This is a genomic window from Brenneria sp. g21c3, from assembly GCF_040240345.1.
Classification (GTDB): Bacteria; Pseudomonadota; Gammaproteobacteria; order Enterobacterales; family Enterobacteriaceae; genus Brenneria.
The window spans coordinates 1-13,167 of record NZ_JBEIAB010000010.1; the positions used below are offsets into that span (position 1 = coordinate 1).

The window sequence follows — 13,167 nt, forward strand, 5'->3', positions numbered from 1 at the left end:
ACCACTACCTGACGCTGGACGGGGAAAGCGGCGAGGATTCGTCAGGCGAGACGGCGGAAGGGGGCAATTTCTACGCGCGGCTGCGGCATGAACGGCTGCTGAACCAGCAACACCAGCTGCGCGGGGAAAGGGCTGTTCATCAGCGCGGACGAACAGGCAGGCGCGCAGGGCGAGGCGCTGGATATGACGGCGGCGATAGCGCAGCTGGAGCAGGCGCTGTCGCTGGCGAGGACGTTGCAGTCGGGTGCGGGGATAGCGAAGGCGGAAGAAGGGGATAGCGACAGCCAGTCGGCGCTGGTGCAAAGTCTGAGTGGACTGGCGCAGGCGGGGGTGTTGTTGCACGGTCCGGAAGGGATAGGGGTGGTGAGTCCGAAGCAGGTGCATATTTCGTCGGGGGAGGAGAGCGTGTCGCTGGTGTCGAGAAAGGATGTGGACATCAGTACGGGGAAGGCGCTGACGGCGTCGTCGGGGGAGAAGGTGAGTCTGTATGCGGCGAAGTCGGGGATGAAGCTGTTTGCGGGCGGGGGAAAGGTGTCGGTGCAGGCGCAGAGCGATGAGCTGGAGCTGACGGGACAGCGTGATGTGAGCGTGAGCAGCGTGGCGGGTAAGGTGCTTATCACGGCGGGAGAAGAGCTGACGCTGAGCTGCGGCGGGGGATATATCCGGCTGAAGGGCGGGAAAATCGAGCTGGGCTGTCCGGGCAATATCCTGCTGAAGTCGGCCAATGTGCAGAAGATGAGCGCGGCCAGCCTGAATGTGCCTTTGCCTAAAATTCCTTCAGTATATAGTGGTGTTTTTACGGCGGTGTCGGATGATGGTTTTCCTTTAGCTCAGAGAAATTATATTCTGACGTTGCCGAATGGTCAGACTATGCTGGGCGTTACTGATTCAGATGGCCATACTGTACCAGTATATTCAAATGAAGTAGGAGAAACCTTTACTGTTGAAATGCTAAACGATGATTTCTGGTATGACAGTGAAGATATTGTCGAAAGAGTCCATTACACGAATATTAAGGACGCAATATCCCATGAAGCGGATTGTGGCTGCGATGGATGTCAAGAGGTTGAATATGAATAATTTTATAGGAAGATGGGCATTATTTTCGCTACTGTTCTTGTTCTCTTTTTGTTCCCAAGCCGGTGATATATGGCACCATAAAAATGTGCAAATGCAATGCAATAATGCGCTTTTAAGCATTTCGGCTGATTGTATGGCGGACCCTGAAGATCATGCTGCGAATATTTGTAAGGGTATTAATTTGAAGATTACGCTAAACTCTGATAGCAAAGAGTTTAAATTACCGTATATGTCGAAAAAACAAAAAATTATATTAGAAAAACAAGGGGATGCTTTCAATGATGTTGTTGATGAAACAAACTGGGTTCCTCAAAAAATTTATTGTATAGATGATGAATATATATTGATAGGGTATTGGAATGGTATGAACAATGCTGAAAATATTTTAGGTTCATTAAGTTTACCCTCTGAGTCGCCGATTTTTGATTTTAATGGAGATTTTGTTATTGGCGATAAAGCGTCTTTTTTGCGGGGTAAAGCTATTAGAGAAGAAGCTCCGTTTGTCTATATTGATTTCGTTAACCATAAAGATTAATTAGGGTGTGCGTATGAGTGATTTATATAGCAGGTTGTATGCCAGCAAAGGTAAGGAGTATTATAAAGACGCTATTATAAGTAGTTCTCGACTTAAAATTTACCCTGATGTGAATTTAAATAAAAAAATTAAGGGTAATAGTAGAATTAGTGGTGATATTGATAAGCAAAGTCAACAAAAAATAATAGATATGTTGATAACAATAGGCGTGAGATATGGTTTAAATTATAGAGAAATTGCTTATGTTTTATTGTGTACACATATTGAATCTGGATTCAACCCTGATGCTGCGGCCGGAAGTACGACTGCGGCTGGCTTGGCGCAGGCAACTATTGACTTTGTTGATTATACTTACCGTAATTCTTCAAAATGGCTAGGGTTCGTTCTTGATATTAAAGGAGAACGAATATTTGATGCGGAGCTTGGGTGCTATACAGTTATATTTTCATTTCTTAGAGCTCGAGACTTAGTTGCAGATCATTATTCTTCAAGCGACGATGAATACTGGAAGTGGTTGTATTATCTGCATCATGATGGCATGTCTAGCTTAAGAAAATTCCATAGTGAGCAGAGAAACGTTAGTCCGGACGCCGTAAAATGGGGTAATTATATTGTTTCTCATCTTTCTGATATTACGTCATTGTTAAAGAATAAAAAAGTGAATACGAAATTTAAACTGTCTTCTGGTTCAGGTATCCCGGTAGCTGGGAAAAACTACATTGCAATGATTACTAATGGAGCAAGTCCTTTATTTCCAGACATTGTTTCTCATTTGGAATCGCGGCCCATTTTCTTTAGAGGCGTTACGGATAGTAATGGTATGACAATGGAAATCTGTACTCGGCCTGGTTCTGAAATCGTGTTCTCAATCTTGAGGGGTAATTATAAATATTTTACTATGTCCGGTAATGCAAAACGTTCTGACAAGGAAGATATATCAAAGCAAAAACAGATACACGAATTAGGGAATAGCGCTTCTTTTGAAATATATATAGTGAAGCCAGGCGATACCCTGTTAAAGCTTGCCAAACGTTATGATAAAAAAGTGGAAGAAATCGCCGAGGACAATAACCTGAAGGACCCAAATATTATTCATGTTGGTCAGAAGATTAAAATAGTTCATGATAGGGATTATCAGGATAATCCTAAATCGGCAATAACGTACACTAGTCGTTATATCAATGAAGAAATAAAGCAACAGATTGTTAAGTATCTCGGTGTTGAAAATGGAAATACGCAAGGTGCCATAGCATACAGCAGAAGCCATATCGCACTCCCTGCCGGCAGCGTATCAGCAGATGTAGAAAATAAGGAAAACATCGTACATCTTAAAACAACAACTGATATATCAATAGAACAAAATAAGACAGTTGAACAACATCAAACTGACACGGAAGGAACCGCCAAAGAGTATACTGCATCAAATGGTTTCGAACCTGTTATTATTTTTCTTAAAGGTAAAATGGATGAAAATCGAGTAAGCGATAAAACAAAAAATATCATTAAAGACATTGCTAAAAAAGCAGGTATTCAAAAAATTCATGTTACAAGTACCTTACGAACCCCGCGTGAACAAGCCAGAGCGATGTATGAGAATATTCGCTCAAAAGGTGTGGCTTCTCAACGCTATTATAAAGAATATGGTAGGATGGTCATTCAGGCTGGTGTTGATGCTGGTATTAATAATCGAGAATTTGCTATTAAAAAAATGGAAGAAAAAATTATAGAACTAATCAATGATGATAAGCTTGTTTCCAGGCATTGTGTTTCAGAAGAAATGTATTCGAAAAGAAATGTTTTAGATATAAGTAAAACTAGATTAGGACGTTATGGTAATATTTTTGATAGAGAAATACAAAATTATATTGATGGTATTGATGGGGTTAAATATATTAGTCCTTATGCTAATCGTGGCGAGCCAGCATTTCATTTAGAGATTGTTCAATGAAAAAATTATTATGTTTATGTATATCGATGTATGCTAGCACATCATTTTCAAGTATGAATGATGGACTTTACTATGCCTATTGGGTATATGGAAACGAAAACTATAGTTCGCATTCTATATTGGCAAACAATCCGCAAAAAAAAGAAAATAACTTTTATTTTCATAATGCTATAGATGAGGGTTCATATAATGAAATATATATGGAAATGAAAAATAATTCGGTTCATTTTTTTTATAAACATATGGAAATTGAAACATCACCCACTATAGGATGGGCTAGTGCTTTTTATGAAAATGATTTTTTATTGATTGATGAAATTCATTTTAAATATGTTGGTGATTTTACTTCTGGTTCAAACCATACAAAAGAAATTGATAAAAATTCTGATGTGAATTTGGTCGGTAAAAAACTTAAAGGGCGAGTGTACTCCTTAAAAAATCCTGAAGTTATTCCATTGGAAAAGATAAATAATGATGAATATAAATTAAGTTGTTTACGTTATCTGGAAGTGAATCGAATTGATGAAAGCTACATAATTGATATGCCCAATGATGATAAACGCGCGGTATTTTTCAATACTACTGATATATGCGGATCTTCATTTGATGAGAGTGATGACATTACCGCTACGGAGATCAACAACGGGTGGATTGTGTTTAAACGAGTTAAATAAACTTGATGAAATGGAATACAGGATATTGCTTGGGTGCTCCCGAATCAGGATACCCGCCCAGCTTCTCCGCTATCAGTTAGATACTTCCGTAGTATTGGGGCCGAATGACCCGGTGAGGGTGGTCGAGATTTGTTTACCGGATTGAATAGTAAATGATGATGGATGCGGGATAACCTGGAACCATGATGATTCATCTCCTGCCATCCGCCAAAAAATAGCGCCGATATGAACTTCTCGCCGCATTCTGGCTGTATATCTCGCACTCAGAGGGTATACTGACGCCTTTCATTGTCAATCCACTGTATCGCGTGCGAATCCAAATGCAAAAGTTTGATACCAAGACCTTCCAGGGCCTGATCCTGACGTTACAGGATTATTGGGCGCGTCAGGGCTGCACCATCGTTCAACCGTTGGACATGGAAGTCGGCGCCGGCACCTCTCATCCAATGACCTGTCTGCGGGCGCTTGGCCCTGAGCCGATGGCGACCGCCTATGTCCAGCCGTCTCGCCGTCCTACCGACGGCCGCTACGGCGAAAACCCCAACCGCCTGCAACACTACTATCAGTTCCAGGTCGTCATTAAGCCCTCGCCCGATAATATTCAGGAGCTATACCTCGGCTCCCTGAAAGCGCTGGGGCTGGATCCGACCGTCCACGATATACGTTTCGTGGAAGATAACTGGGAAAACCCGACGTTGGGCGCCTGGGGACTGGGCTGGGAAGTGTGGCTGAACGGTATGGAAGTCACGCAGTTTACCTATTTCCAACAGGTCGGCGGTCTGGAGTGTAAACCTGTCACCGGTGAGGTGACCTATGGTCTGGAACGTCTGGCGATGTACATTCAGGGTGTGGACAGCGTTTACGATCTGGTGTGGAGCGACGGCCCGTTAGGCAAAACCACCTACGGCGACGTGTTCCATCAGAACGAAGTGGAGCAATCGACTTACAATTTCGAACATGCCGACGTCGATTTCCTGTTCTACTGCTTCGAGCAGTACGAAAAAGAAGCCCAGCATCTGCTGGCGCTGGAAAAACCGCTGCCGTTGCCCGCTTACGAACGAATTTTGAAAGCGGCGCACAGCTTTAACCTGCTGGATGCGCGCAAAGCCATTTCCGTTACCGAACGTCAGCGCTACATTCTGCGTATTCGTACCCTGACCAAAGCGGTAGCCGAAGCCTATTACGCCTCCCGCGAGGCGCTGGGCTTCCCTTTGTGTGCCAAAAATGTGTGCAATAAGAAAGAGAGCTAAGAGGCAGCCATGACTGACAAGACTTTTTTGGTGGAAATCGGCACGGAAGAGCTGCCGCCGAAGGCTCTCCGTAATCTGGCGGAATCTTTCGCCGCGAACTTTACCGCCGAGCTGGATGCCGCCGGCCTGACTCACGGCGAGGTGAAATGGTTTGCCGCGCCGCGCCGTCTGGCGTTGAAAGTGGCGAACCTAAGCGCCGCGCAGCCGGATCGTGAAATAGAAAAACGCGGCCCGGCGATAGCGCAGGCGTTTGACGCTTCCGGCAAGCCGACCAAAGCGGCCGAAGGCTGGGCGCGCGGCTGCGGTATCGCGGTCGATCAGGCTGAACGTCTGAAAACCGATAAAGGCGAATGGCTGCTGTACCGCGCGCAGGTGAAAGGCAAGCAGGCGCAGGCGCTGCTGACGGACATGGTCAGCGTTTCGCTGTCTAAGCTGCCGATCCCGAAACTGATGCACTGGGGCGATAAAGACACCCAGTTTGTGCGTCCGGTGCATACCGTTACTCTGCTGCTGGGCGATGAACTGATCCCGGGGCAGGTGCTGGGGATTGACGCCGCCCGCACCATTCGCGGTCACCGCTTCATGGGCGAGGCGGAATTCACTATCGAGAACGCCGATCAATATCCTGACATCCTGCTGGAGCGCGGCAAGGTGGTGGCGGATTACGAGGCGCGTAAAGCCAAAATCAAAGCGGATGCCGAAGAGGCCGCCCGCAACATCGGCGGCAACGCCGATCTGAGCGACAGTCTGCTGGAAGAAGTGGCCTCGCTGGTGGAATGGCCGGTGGTGCTGACCGCCAAATTTGAAGAAAAATTCCTGGCCGTGCCGGCGGAAGCGCTGGTGTATACCATGAAGGGCGACCAGAAATACTTCCCGGTTTATGACGACGACGGCAAGCTGCTGCCGAACTTTATTTTCGTCGCCAACATTGAATCCAGCGATCCGCAGCAAATCATCGCCGGTAACGAAAAAGTGGTGCGGCCGCGTCTGGCGGATGCGGAGTTCTTCTTCAATACCGACCGGAAAAAGCGGCTGGAAGATCATTTGCCGCGGCTGGAAACCGTGTTGTTCCAGCAACAGCTCGGCTCATTACGCGATAAAACCGACCGTATTCAGGCGTTGGCGGGTTGGGTAGCCGAGCAGATCGGCGCCGATGTGAATCACGCCACCCGTGCGGGACTGCTGTCCAAGTGCGATCTGATGACCAACATGGTGTTTGAGTTTACCGACACGCAGGGCGTGATGGGCATGCACTATGCGCGTCATGACGGCGAGGCGGAAGATGTCGCCGTTGCGCTGAATGAACAGTATCAGCCGCGCTTCGCCGGCGACGATTTGCCTTCTTCCCCGGTGGCCTGCGCGCTGGCGATTGCCGACAAGATGGATTCGCTGGCGGGGATTTTCGGCATCGGGCAGCACCCGAAAGGGGATAAAGACCCGTTTGCGTTGCGTCGCGCGGCGTTAGGGGTATTGCGCATCATCGTCGAGAAGCAACTGCCGCTGGATCTGCAAACCCTGACGGAAGAAGCGGTGCGCCTGTATGGCGACAAGCTGACCAATGCCAAGGTGGTGGATGAGGTGATTGAGTTTATGCTCGGTCGTTTCCGCGCCTGGTATCAGGAAGAGGGTCACAGCGTGGATACCATTCAGGCGGTGCTGGCGCGCCGTCCGACCCGCCCGGCGGATTTCGATGCGCGGGTGAAAGCGGTAAGCCATTTCCGTACCCTGGACGCTTCCGCCGCGCTGGCGGCGGCCAATAAGCGCGTGTCCAATATTCTGGCGAAATCCAGCGATACGCTGAATGAGCGCGTGAATGCGGCGGTGCTGAAAGACCCGGCGGAAATCAAATTGGCGACGTATCTGGTGGTACTGCGCGACAAGCTGGAGCCGCTGTTCGCCGAAGGTCGTTATCAGGAAGCGCTGGTTGAGCTGGCCGAGCTGCGCGAACCGGTGGATGCCTTCTTCGAGCAGGTTATGGTGATGGACGAAAATGAGTCTGTGCGCGTGAATCGCCTGACCTTGCTTGATGCGCTGCGCAATCTGTTCCTTAAAGTGGCGGATATTTCGCTGTTGCAGTAACGTTTACGGCGTTCCCTCTTCACGATGCGGGGGGAACGTCATTTTTCGGCGCTGTGGTTTTATCTTTCTGCTCTGCTTTTAATTGGTTTAGCAGCCCTTCAATGCCAATGCGGTAAATGGTGTCAATCAGCGCGTTTTTATCTTCATTTGTCAGACGGCGGAAAATGGCCTCCAGTTCTTTGCTGGCGTCATTGTCATTGCCGGCCTGCGGCGCGCCTTCCCTTGCCTGATACGTTGTCCCGCTTTCATCTTTCGAACTTTTATTCGAGTTGTCGTTGCCCGTAGCCAACCAGGCGAGCGATACGCCACAGGCTTCGGCGACGAGCGCAAGGCTGTCCAGCCCCGGATAAATCTTTCCCTGAACATACTTGCGAATCGTCGTTTCGGATAAACCGCTACGCCGTGATAGCTCCATGTTACTGATTCCGTTCATAGCGATTTTCAGCCGCTCACCAAATCGGTGAATAGACTGTTTTTCTATGACGGACTCCCGGTCATGTTTTGCATCGTATTCGTCGTTTTGTCGCGCTTCCGCCATGCAAAATACTCCCTTCGAATTAAAAGTATATTTACCGTCACAAAAATTCGATATAAGGGCTTGATATAGTCTTTTTGTTCGGATAATGTTTGTCTATACCCAGGCGTTAATGAGGGTAAATACAGATAAACGTTAGAGAATCACACAATACCGGCCATTAAACAAGATTGGTTCGATGGGTTATTGTCTCCGATTATATAAGAATGCCCGGATGTGTGGATACTGAGCGCAACCAACGCACCTGTAGCTTGAAGTATGACGGGTATAAAGGGGAATTTAATAGGCTGATGTCTGATTCATCAGTCCGTATTGACTCGCATATAAAATTAATCTTTTCGTTCATTTCAACAGGGAAGGAAATAAACCTTTTGGTGGAGATGTTATGACTTCCTGAATTTCATTCTTTATAAGGAAAATAATGTGTCTATTTTTACACCGGCAAAGCATAAAGATCTATTACCCAGGTCAGAAATAGATAAAGAGTATAAAAATATCCGGTATCAGGTTTTTTTAGCTACGTTTTTGGGATACGCCGCTTTTTATCTTTTAAGGAAAAACTACAGTCTGGCTATTCCTTACATGATAGAAGATTACGGTTATACCAAAGCTTCGCTAGGCATCTCCCTGACGCTGCTTTCCGTTGCTTATGGAATAAGCAAGTTTATTATGGGAAGCGTTTCCGACCGATCCAATCCTAAATATTTTGCCACGACGGGGCTATTAATCAGCGCGCTTATCTGTATGATTTTTGGACTCATGCCGGGCGTCATGGCGAGTATCCCGATCATGTGCGTATTAAGTTTCATGAATGGTTGGGCGCAAGGGATGGGCTATCCTCCCTATGCGAAAACCATGGTGACCTGGTTTTCACAAAAAGAACGCGGGAAATGGTGGTCATGGTGGAACGTTTCTCACAATTTGGGCGGCGGACTTATCGCGCCATTAGCCACACTGGGGATTTTTTTATTTAGTACATGGCACAGTATCTTTTTCTTTCCTGCGGTCATCGCCATAATAATTGCCGTGGTTACTTTCTTTTTAATGAAAGATACGCCGCAGTCTTGCGGGTTGCCGCCTATAGACGTTTATAAAAAAGAAAATGTGGAAAATGCGTCTTGCCAATTATCGTCGGATTTATCGCATAAAGAGATATTCGTTAAGTATGTACTGAAAAATAAATATCTTTGGTATATCGCGGTCGCCAATATTTTCGTTTATTTTATTCGTTATGGCGTAGTTGACTGGGCGCCGACCTATCTGTCCGAAGTAAAAGGTTTTAGTAAAGAGAATTCAAGATGGGCATATTTCCTGTATGAGTGGGCGGGGATACCGGGCATGCTGGTTAGCGGCTATTTAAGCGATCTGGCGTTTAAAGGGAAAAGAGCGCCGGCAACCATGCTCTTTATGGTCGGGGTGTTGATTGCCATTCTGGTTTACTGGTTTAATCCTCCCGGAAAGCCGCTGATTGATAATATCAGCCTGGTCGCCATTGGTTTTCTGATCTACGGCCCTGTCATGATGATCGGCCTACAGGCCGCCGATCTGGTTCCCAGAGAGGCGACGGGAAGCGCTACAGGGTTAACGGGCTTGCTTGGTTATCTTATCGGTTCTGCCTGCGCCGGCGTATTTATGGGGTTTGTCGTCGATATTGCCGGGTGGAGCGGCGGATTTATCACATTAATCCTCTCTTGCCTCCTGGCTATCGTATTTTTATGTTTAACGCTAAGAAAATAGCACGACTTGTCTGACAACGCGGATGCAACCGGGGATAACCAGGTCTGCCGTTTTTGCCGGCGGCTGATATTCTTGCATGATAACCGCGGCACTAAATCAATACCGAAGGTCAGCGGCGTTCGGTATTGATTGTTTAACACGCTAATATAAATTAAATATCATTCCATTAACGGTTTTTGTTAATTAATATTTCATCTTGTCAACATAATGATAATTATTTTTACGTGCCTGGATGATACCGATGATGTGAATTATAACCATGAAAATACTGCTGTTTTTATTCTATTTCATTTTTTATGAAATAGAATAAAGATCACAATTATCATTTAATATCAGGTTTATACTAAAAATAAATTCAGATTACGTCTGATGTCAGTGAAAGTATAAATGAAATAAATAATATCATGATTTTATTTGGTTTGTTTATTTCAACCCGGTATCAACGCGCAAGGGAGAGTAACCGGGTCATTCAATGAAGCCAACGCATATGCATCTGAAAGAGATATTTTATTTATTGATCGCCAGACAGAGGAATAGTCCTGTTGTTGATCGGCCAGGACAAAAAAGAATGAAAATAATCTACTCTGCATAATTCGAGGGGCTGGAAGTGGCGGATAGAAAATTCCACGCACCGGCAACTTGAAGTATGACGAGTATAACCCGGTAAGGTGAACCGATAGCATCGTGACTCTCTGTCAGCTGTAGAACAGTTTATATAGCTTATTATTAATTACAGGAGTTCATTATGAGTGCGATTAACTTTTCTATTCCGCGTGACATCACCTACGGTGAAAATGCGATGGAGCGGCTCGCCACCTTACGCGGCAGCCGGGCGGCCCTTGTGACCGGCGGCAGTTCCATGAAGCGGCACGGTTTTCTGGCCCAGGCTGAGAAACTGCTCAATCAGGCTGGAATGGACTGCCTGCTGATTGATAACGTCGAGCCGAATCCCTCGGTGGCGACGGTGCAGCGCGGCGCCAAAGCGATGCTGGAATTCCAGCCGGACTGGATCGTGGCGATCGGCGGCGGCTCCGCTATCGACGCGGCGAAAGTCATGTGGTGTTTCTATGAGCATCCGCATCTGACGCTGGAGGATATCCTGCCCGTCGGTTCGATGCCGCCGCTGCGCAACAAGGCCAAATTCGTGGCCATTCCTTCCACCAGCGGTTCGGCTTCGGAAATCACCGCCTTTTCCGTGATTACCGATACGGAAAGCCATATTAAATACCCCATCGTCGCCGCGGATATGGTGCCGGATATCGCTATCCTCGATCCGGCTATTCCGGCAACCTGTCCGCCGCACATTACGGCGCATTCGGGCATGGATGTGTTGACTCATGCGCTGGAAGCCTATGTGTCTACCGCCGCCACCTCGTTTACCGACCCTTACGCGCTGGAGGCCATTCGGCTGGTGTTTGAGAATCTGGAAACCGCTTATCTGTCGCCGGACAATATGCAGGCCCGTTTCCACATGCATAACGCCTCGGCGCTGGCGGGCATCGCTTTTACCAACGCCTCTCTGGGGATTATTCATTCGCTGGCGCATAAGATTGGCGGCGAATTCGGCGTTACCCACGGTCTGGCCAACGCGATAATGCTGCCGTACGTGATTCAGTTTAATCGCCACTGGACCAGTAAATATCAACAGATTGAGAAGCGTTTCGGCATCATCAATCTGGCCAGCGCCATTCGGGATCTGAACCATCGGCTTAATATTCCCGATACGTTCCGTGAGTGCGATGAAGTGGATTTCAGCGAAGAAAAATTCAATAAGGTGCTCGATCGTATGAGTCAGAACGCGCTGGAAGACCCTTGTACGCTGACCAATCCCGGCAATCCGCAAGTAGAAGATATGAAGGAACTGTATACCGTCTCCTATTACGGCAATTAATCTCCGTCCGCGCTAACAACCAACGTCCGGGAGCGGTTTTCCGCTCGCGGACGTTTTTTATTTACCTATCCTGCTGTTCAAACGCGGTCTGCAGTGCTGATGCCAGCAGATCGCAACCGGCTTTATCAATCACCAGCGGCGGCGCGAGCACCAGTTTCGGGCCAACCGGGCGAACCACCGCCCCCGCATCGCGGGTTGCCTCGGCGATACGAAAAGCCAGATTATTATCGGCCGCCAGGGAGGCTTTGGTCGTTTTATCTTCAACCAGATCAAGCGCGATCATCAACCCTTTGCCGCGCACGTCGCCAACGGAGGGAAAGCGCTGTTCGAAGGATTGCAGCCGGCCCAGTAAATATTCCCCCATATGCGCCGCGTTAGCCGGCAAGTTTTCGTTCTCCACAATATCCAGCACCGCCAGCCCGGCCGCGCAGGCCAGCGGATGGCCGCCATAGGTGTAACCCGTCATCAGCAGGCCGCGGGCATCACGATTTTCCAGATAGACGGATTCAATACGCTGGTTGAACACGGTGGCCGAGAGCGGTACATAGCCCGCCGTCAGGGCTTTGGCGAACACCATGATATCGGGTTTGACGCCCCAGCCGCGGGAGCCGAACATCGAACCGCTGCGGCCGAAGCCGGTCACGACTTCATCGGCAATCAACAGTACGCCGTACCTGTCGCACACTTCCCGCACCAAAGGCCAGAAGTTGGCTGGCGGAACAATGACGCCGCCCGCGCCCTGTATCGGCTCCGCGATAAAGGCCGCGATGGTTTGCGGGCCGTAGTAAAGAATATCACGCTCCAACTGTGCGGCGACCAGCTTGCCCAGCTCAATGGGATCGTCGCAGTTCCAGGGATTGCGATAGAGCCACGGTGATTCAATCTGGGTGCAGCCCTCCAGCATGGGGCCGTAGTTCAGGCGATAAACCGGCAGCCCGGACACCGAGGTTCCCCCCATATGGACGCCGTGATAGGCGTTTTTCAGCGAAATAAAACGGGTGCGCTGAGGTTCGCCTTGCAATATCCAATATTGTCGCGCGACCTTTAGCGCCGTCTCCACGCCATCCGACCCGCCCATGCCGTAAAGTACGCGGCTCATGTTCTCTTGCCGGGTCATCTGGATGAGCCGGTTCGCCAGCTTTTCCGCCGCCGGGTGGCTCACGCCGTCAAACAACTGGTAGTAAGCCAGCTCATCCATCTGTTTGGCGATGGCGGCTTTCACTTCCGGGCGGTTATGGCCGACGTTGACGCACCACAGTCCCGCAAAGCCATCCAGCATTTTCCGGCCTTTGTCGTCCCAGACAAACACGCCGTCGCCCTTGACGATGCGTAGCGGATCGCGGCCCGACCAGTCGTTAGGGTGGGCCATGGGGTGCCAGAAGCGGTAACCGCTATTCCCGGCGGAGGTGTTCGGCATAGTCATAGCAATACTCCGTGA

At 48.4% G+C, this 13,167-nt stretch carries 10 protein-coding genes; 8 read left to right on the forward strand and 2 right to left on the reverse strand.

What is annotated here, in order from left to right; translation table 11 throughout:
• The first annotated feature begins 132 nt into the window (after positions 1–132).
• The 6 genes from ABRZ28_RS15165 (at position 133) to glyS (ending at position 7,566) form a co-directional block, all read left to right on the forward strand.
• A complete protein-coding gene (locus ABRZ28_RS15165) occupies positions 133–1,080 on the forward strand; it encodes a DUF2345 domain-containing protein (RefSeq protein WP_330520870.1) in 948 nt (315 codons plus the stop codon).
• The gene (locus tag ABRZ28_RS15170; RefSeq protein WP_330520763.1) at positions 1,073–1,615 is read left to right on the forward strand and encodes a hypothetical protein; all 543 of its coding nucleotides are present in this window, start codon (positions 1,073–1,075) and stop codon (positions 1,613–1,615) included. The genes ABRZ28_RS15165 and ABRZ28_RS15170 overlap by 8 nt, the downstream gene beginning before the upstream one ends.
• A gap of 13 nt (positions 1,616–1,628) precedes the next feature.
• A complete protein-coding gene (locus ABRZ28_RS15175) occupies positions 1,629–3,563 on the forward strand; it encodes a LysM peptidoglycan-binding domain-containing protein (protein WP_330520764.1) in 1,935 nt (644 codons plus the stop codon).
• Complete coding sequence (locus tag ABRZ28_RS15180; RefSeq protein WP_330520765.1) at positions 3,560–4,237, forward strand: hypothetical protein; 678 nt, start codon at positions 3,560–3,562, stop codon at positions 4,235–4,237. The genes ABRZ28_RS15175 and ABRZ28_RS15180 overlap by 4 nt, the downstream gene beginning before the upstream one ends.
• Before the next feature lie 320 nt (positions 4,238–4,557).
• Positions 4,558–5,487 (forward strand): glycine--tRNA ligase subunit alpha, encoded by a 930-nt coding sequence (gene glyQ, locus ABRZ28_RS15185; RefSeq protein ID WP_319605080.1) that lies wholly within the window; start codon positions 4,558–4,560, stop codon positions 5,485–5,487.
• 9 nt (positions 5,488–5,496) lie between these two features.
• Positions 5,497–7,566 (forward strand): glycine--tRNA ligase subunit beta, encoded by a 2,070-nt coding sequence (gene glyS / locus ABRZ28_RS15190; protein ID WP_319605081.1) that lies wholly within the window; start codon positions 5,497–5,499, stop codon positions 7,564–7,566.
• 19 nt (positions 7,567–7,585) lie between these two features.
• On the opposite strand, the gene ABRZ28_RS15195 is transcribed toward glyS, so the two are convergent.
• Positions 7,586–8,104, reverse strand: a complete 519-nt coding sequence (locus ABRZ28_RS15195; RefSeq protein ID WP_330520768.1) for a helix-turn-helix domain-containing protein — start codon at positions 8,102–8,104, stop codon at positions 7,586–7,588.
• Between the two features lie 420 nt (positions 8,105–8,524).
• On the opposite strand from ABRZ28_RS15195, the gene pgtP reads away from it, so the two are divergent.
• Both pgtP and ABRZ28_RS15205 read left to right on the forward strand, forming a co-directional pair.
• Positions 8,525–9,838: a phosphoglycerate transporter protein PgtP gene (gene pgtP / locus ABRZ28_RS15200; RefSeq protein WP_330520769.1), complete on the forward strand. Its 1,314-nt coding sequence runs from the start codon at positions 8,525–8,527 to the stop codon at positions 9,836–9,838.
• 745 nt (positions 9,839–10,583) lie between these two features.
• Entirely contained in the window at positions 10,584–11,729 is a 1,146-nt protein-coding gene (locus tag ABRZ28_RS15205) for an iron-containing alcohol dehydrogenase (RefSeq protein WP_330520770.1), read from the forward strand.
• 61 nt (positions 11,730–11,790) lie between these two features.
• On the opposite strand, the gene ABRZ28_RS15210 is transcribed toward ABRZ28_RS15205, so the two are convergent.
• Positions 11,791–13,152, reverse strand: coding sequence for an aminotransferase class III-fold pyridoxal phosphate-dependent enzyme (locus ABRZ28_RS15210; protein WP_330520771.1), 1,362 nt, complete (start codon positions 13,150–13,152; stop codon positions 11,791–11,793).
• Positions 13,153–13,167: the final 15 nt, after the last annotated feature.

Bases quoted from the DNA above. Each gene is read 5' to 3' on its own strand.
- ABRZ28_RS15170 (WP_330520763.1), top strand. From the start codon at position 1,073: ATGAATAATTTTATAGGAAGATGGGCATTATTTTCGCTACTGTTCTTG.
- ABRZ28_RS15175 (WP_330520764.1), top strand. From the start codon at position 1,629: ATGAGTGATTTATATAGCAGGTTGTATGCCAGCAAAGGTAAGGAGTAT.
- ABRZ28_RS15180 (WP_330520765.1), top strand. From the start codon at position 3,560: ATGAAAAAATTATTATGTTTATGTATATCGATGTATGCTAGCACATCA.
- glyQ (WP_319605080.1), top strand. From the start codon at position 4,558: ATGCAAAAGTTTGATACCAAGACCTTCCAGGGCCTGATCCTGACGTTA.
- glyS (WP_319605081.1), top strand. From the start codon at position 5,497: ATGACTGACAAGACTTTTTTGGTGGAAATCGGCACGGAAGAGCTGCCG.
- ABRZ28_RS15195 (WP_330520768.1), bottom strand. From the start codon at position 8,104: ATGGCGGAAGCGCGACAAAACGACGAATACGATGCAAAACATGACCGG.
- ABRZ28_RS15205 (WP_330520770.1), top strand. From the start codon at position 10,584: ATGAGTGCGATTAACTTTTCTATTCCGCGTGACATCACCTACGGTGAA.
- ABRZ28_RS15210 (WP_330520771.1), bottom strand. From the start codon at position 13,152: ATGACTATGCCGAACACCTCCGCCGGGAATAGCGGTTACCGCTTCTGG.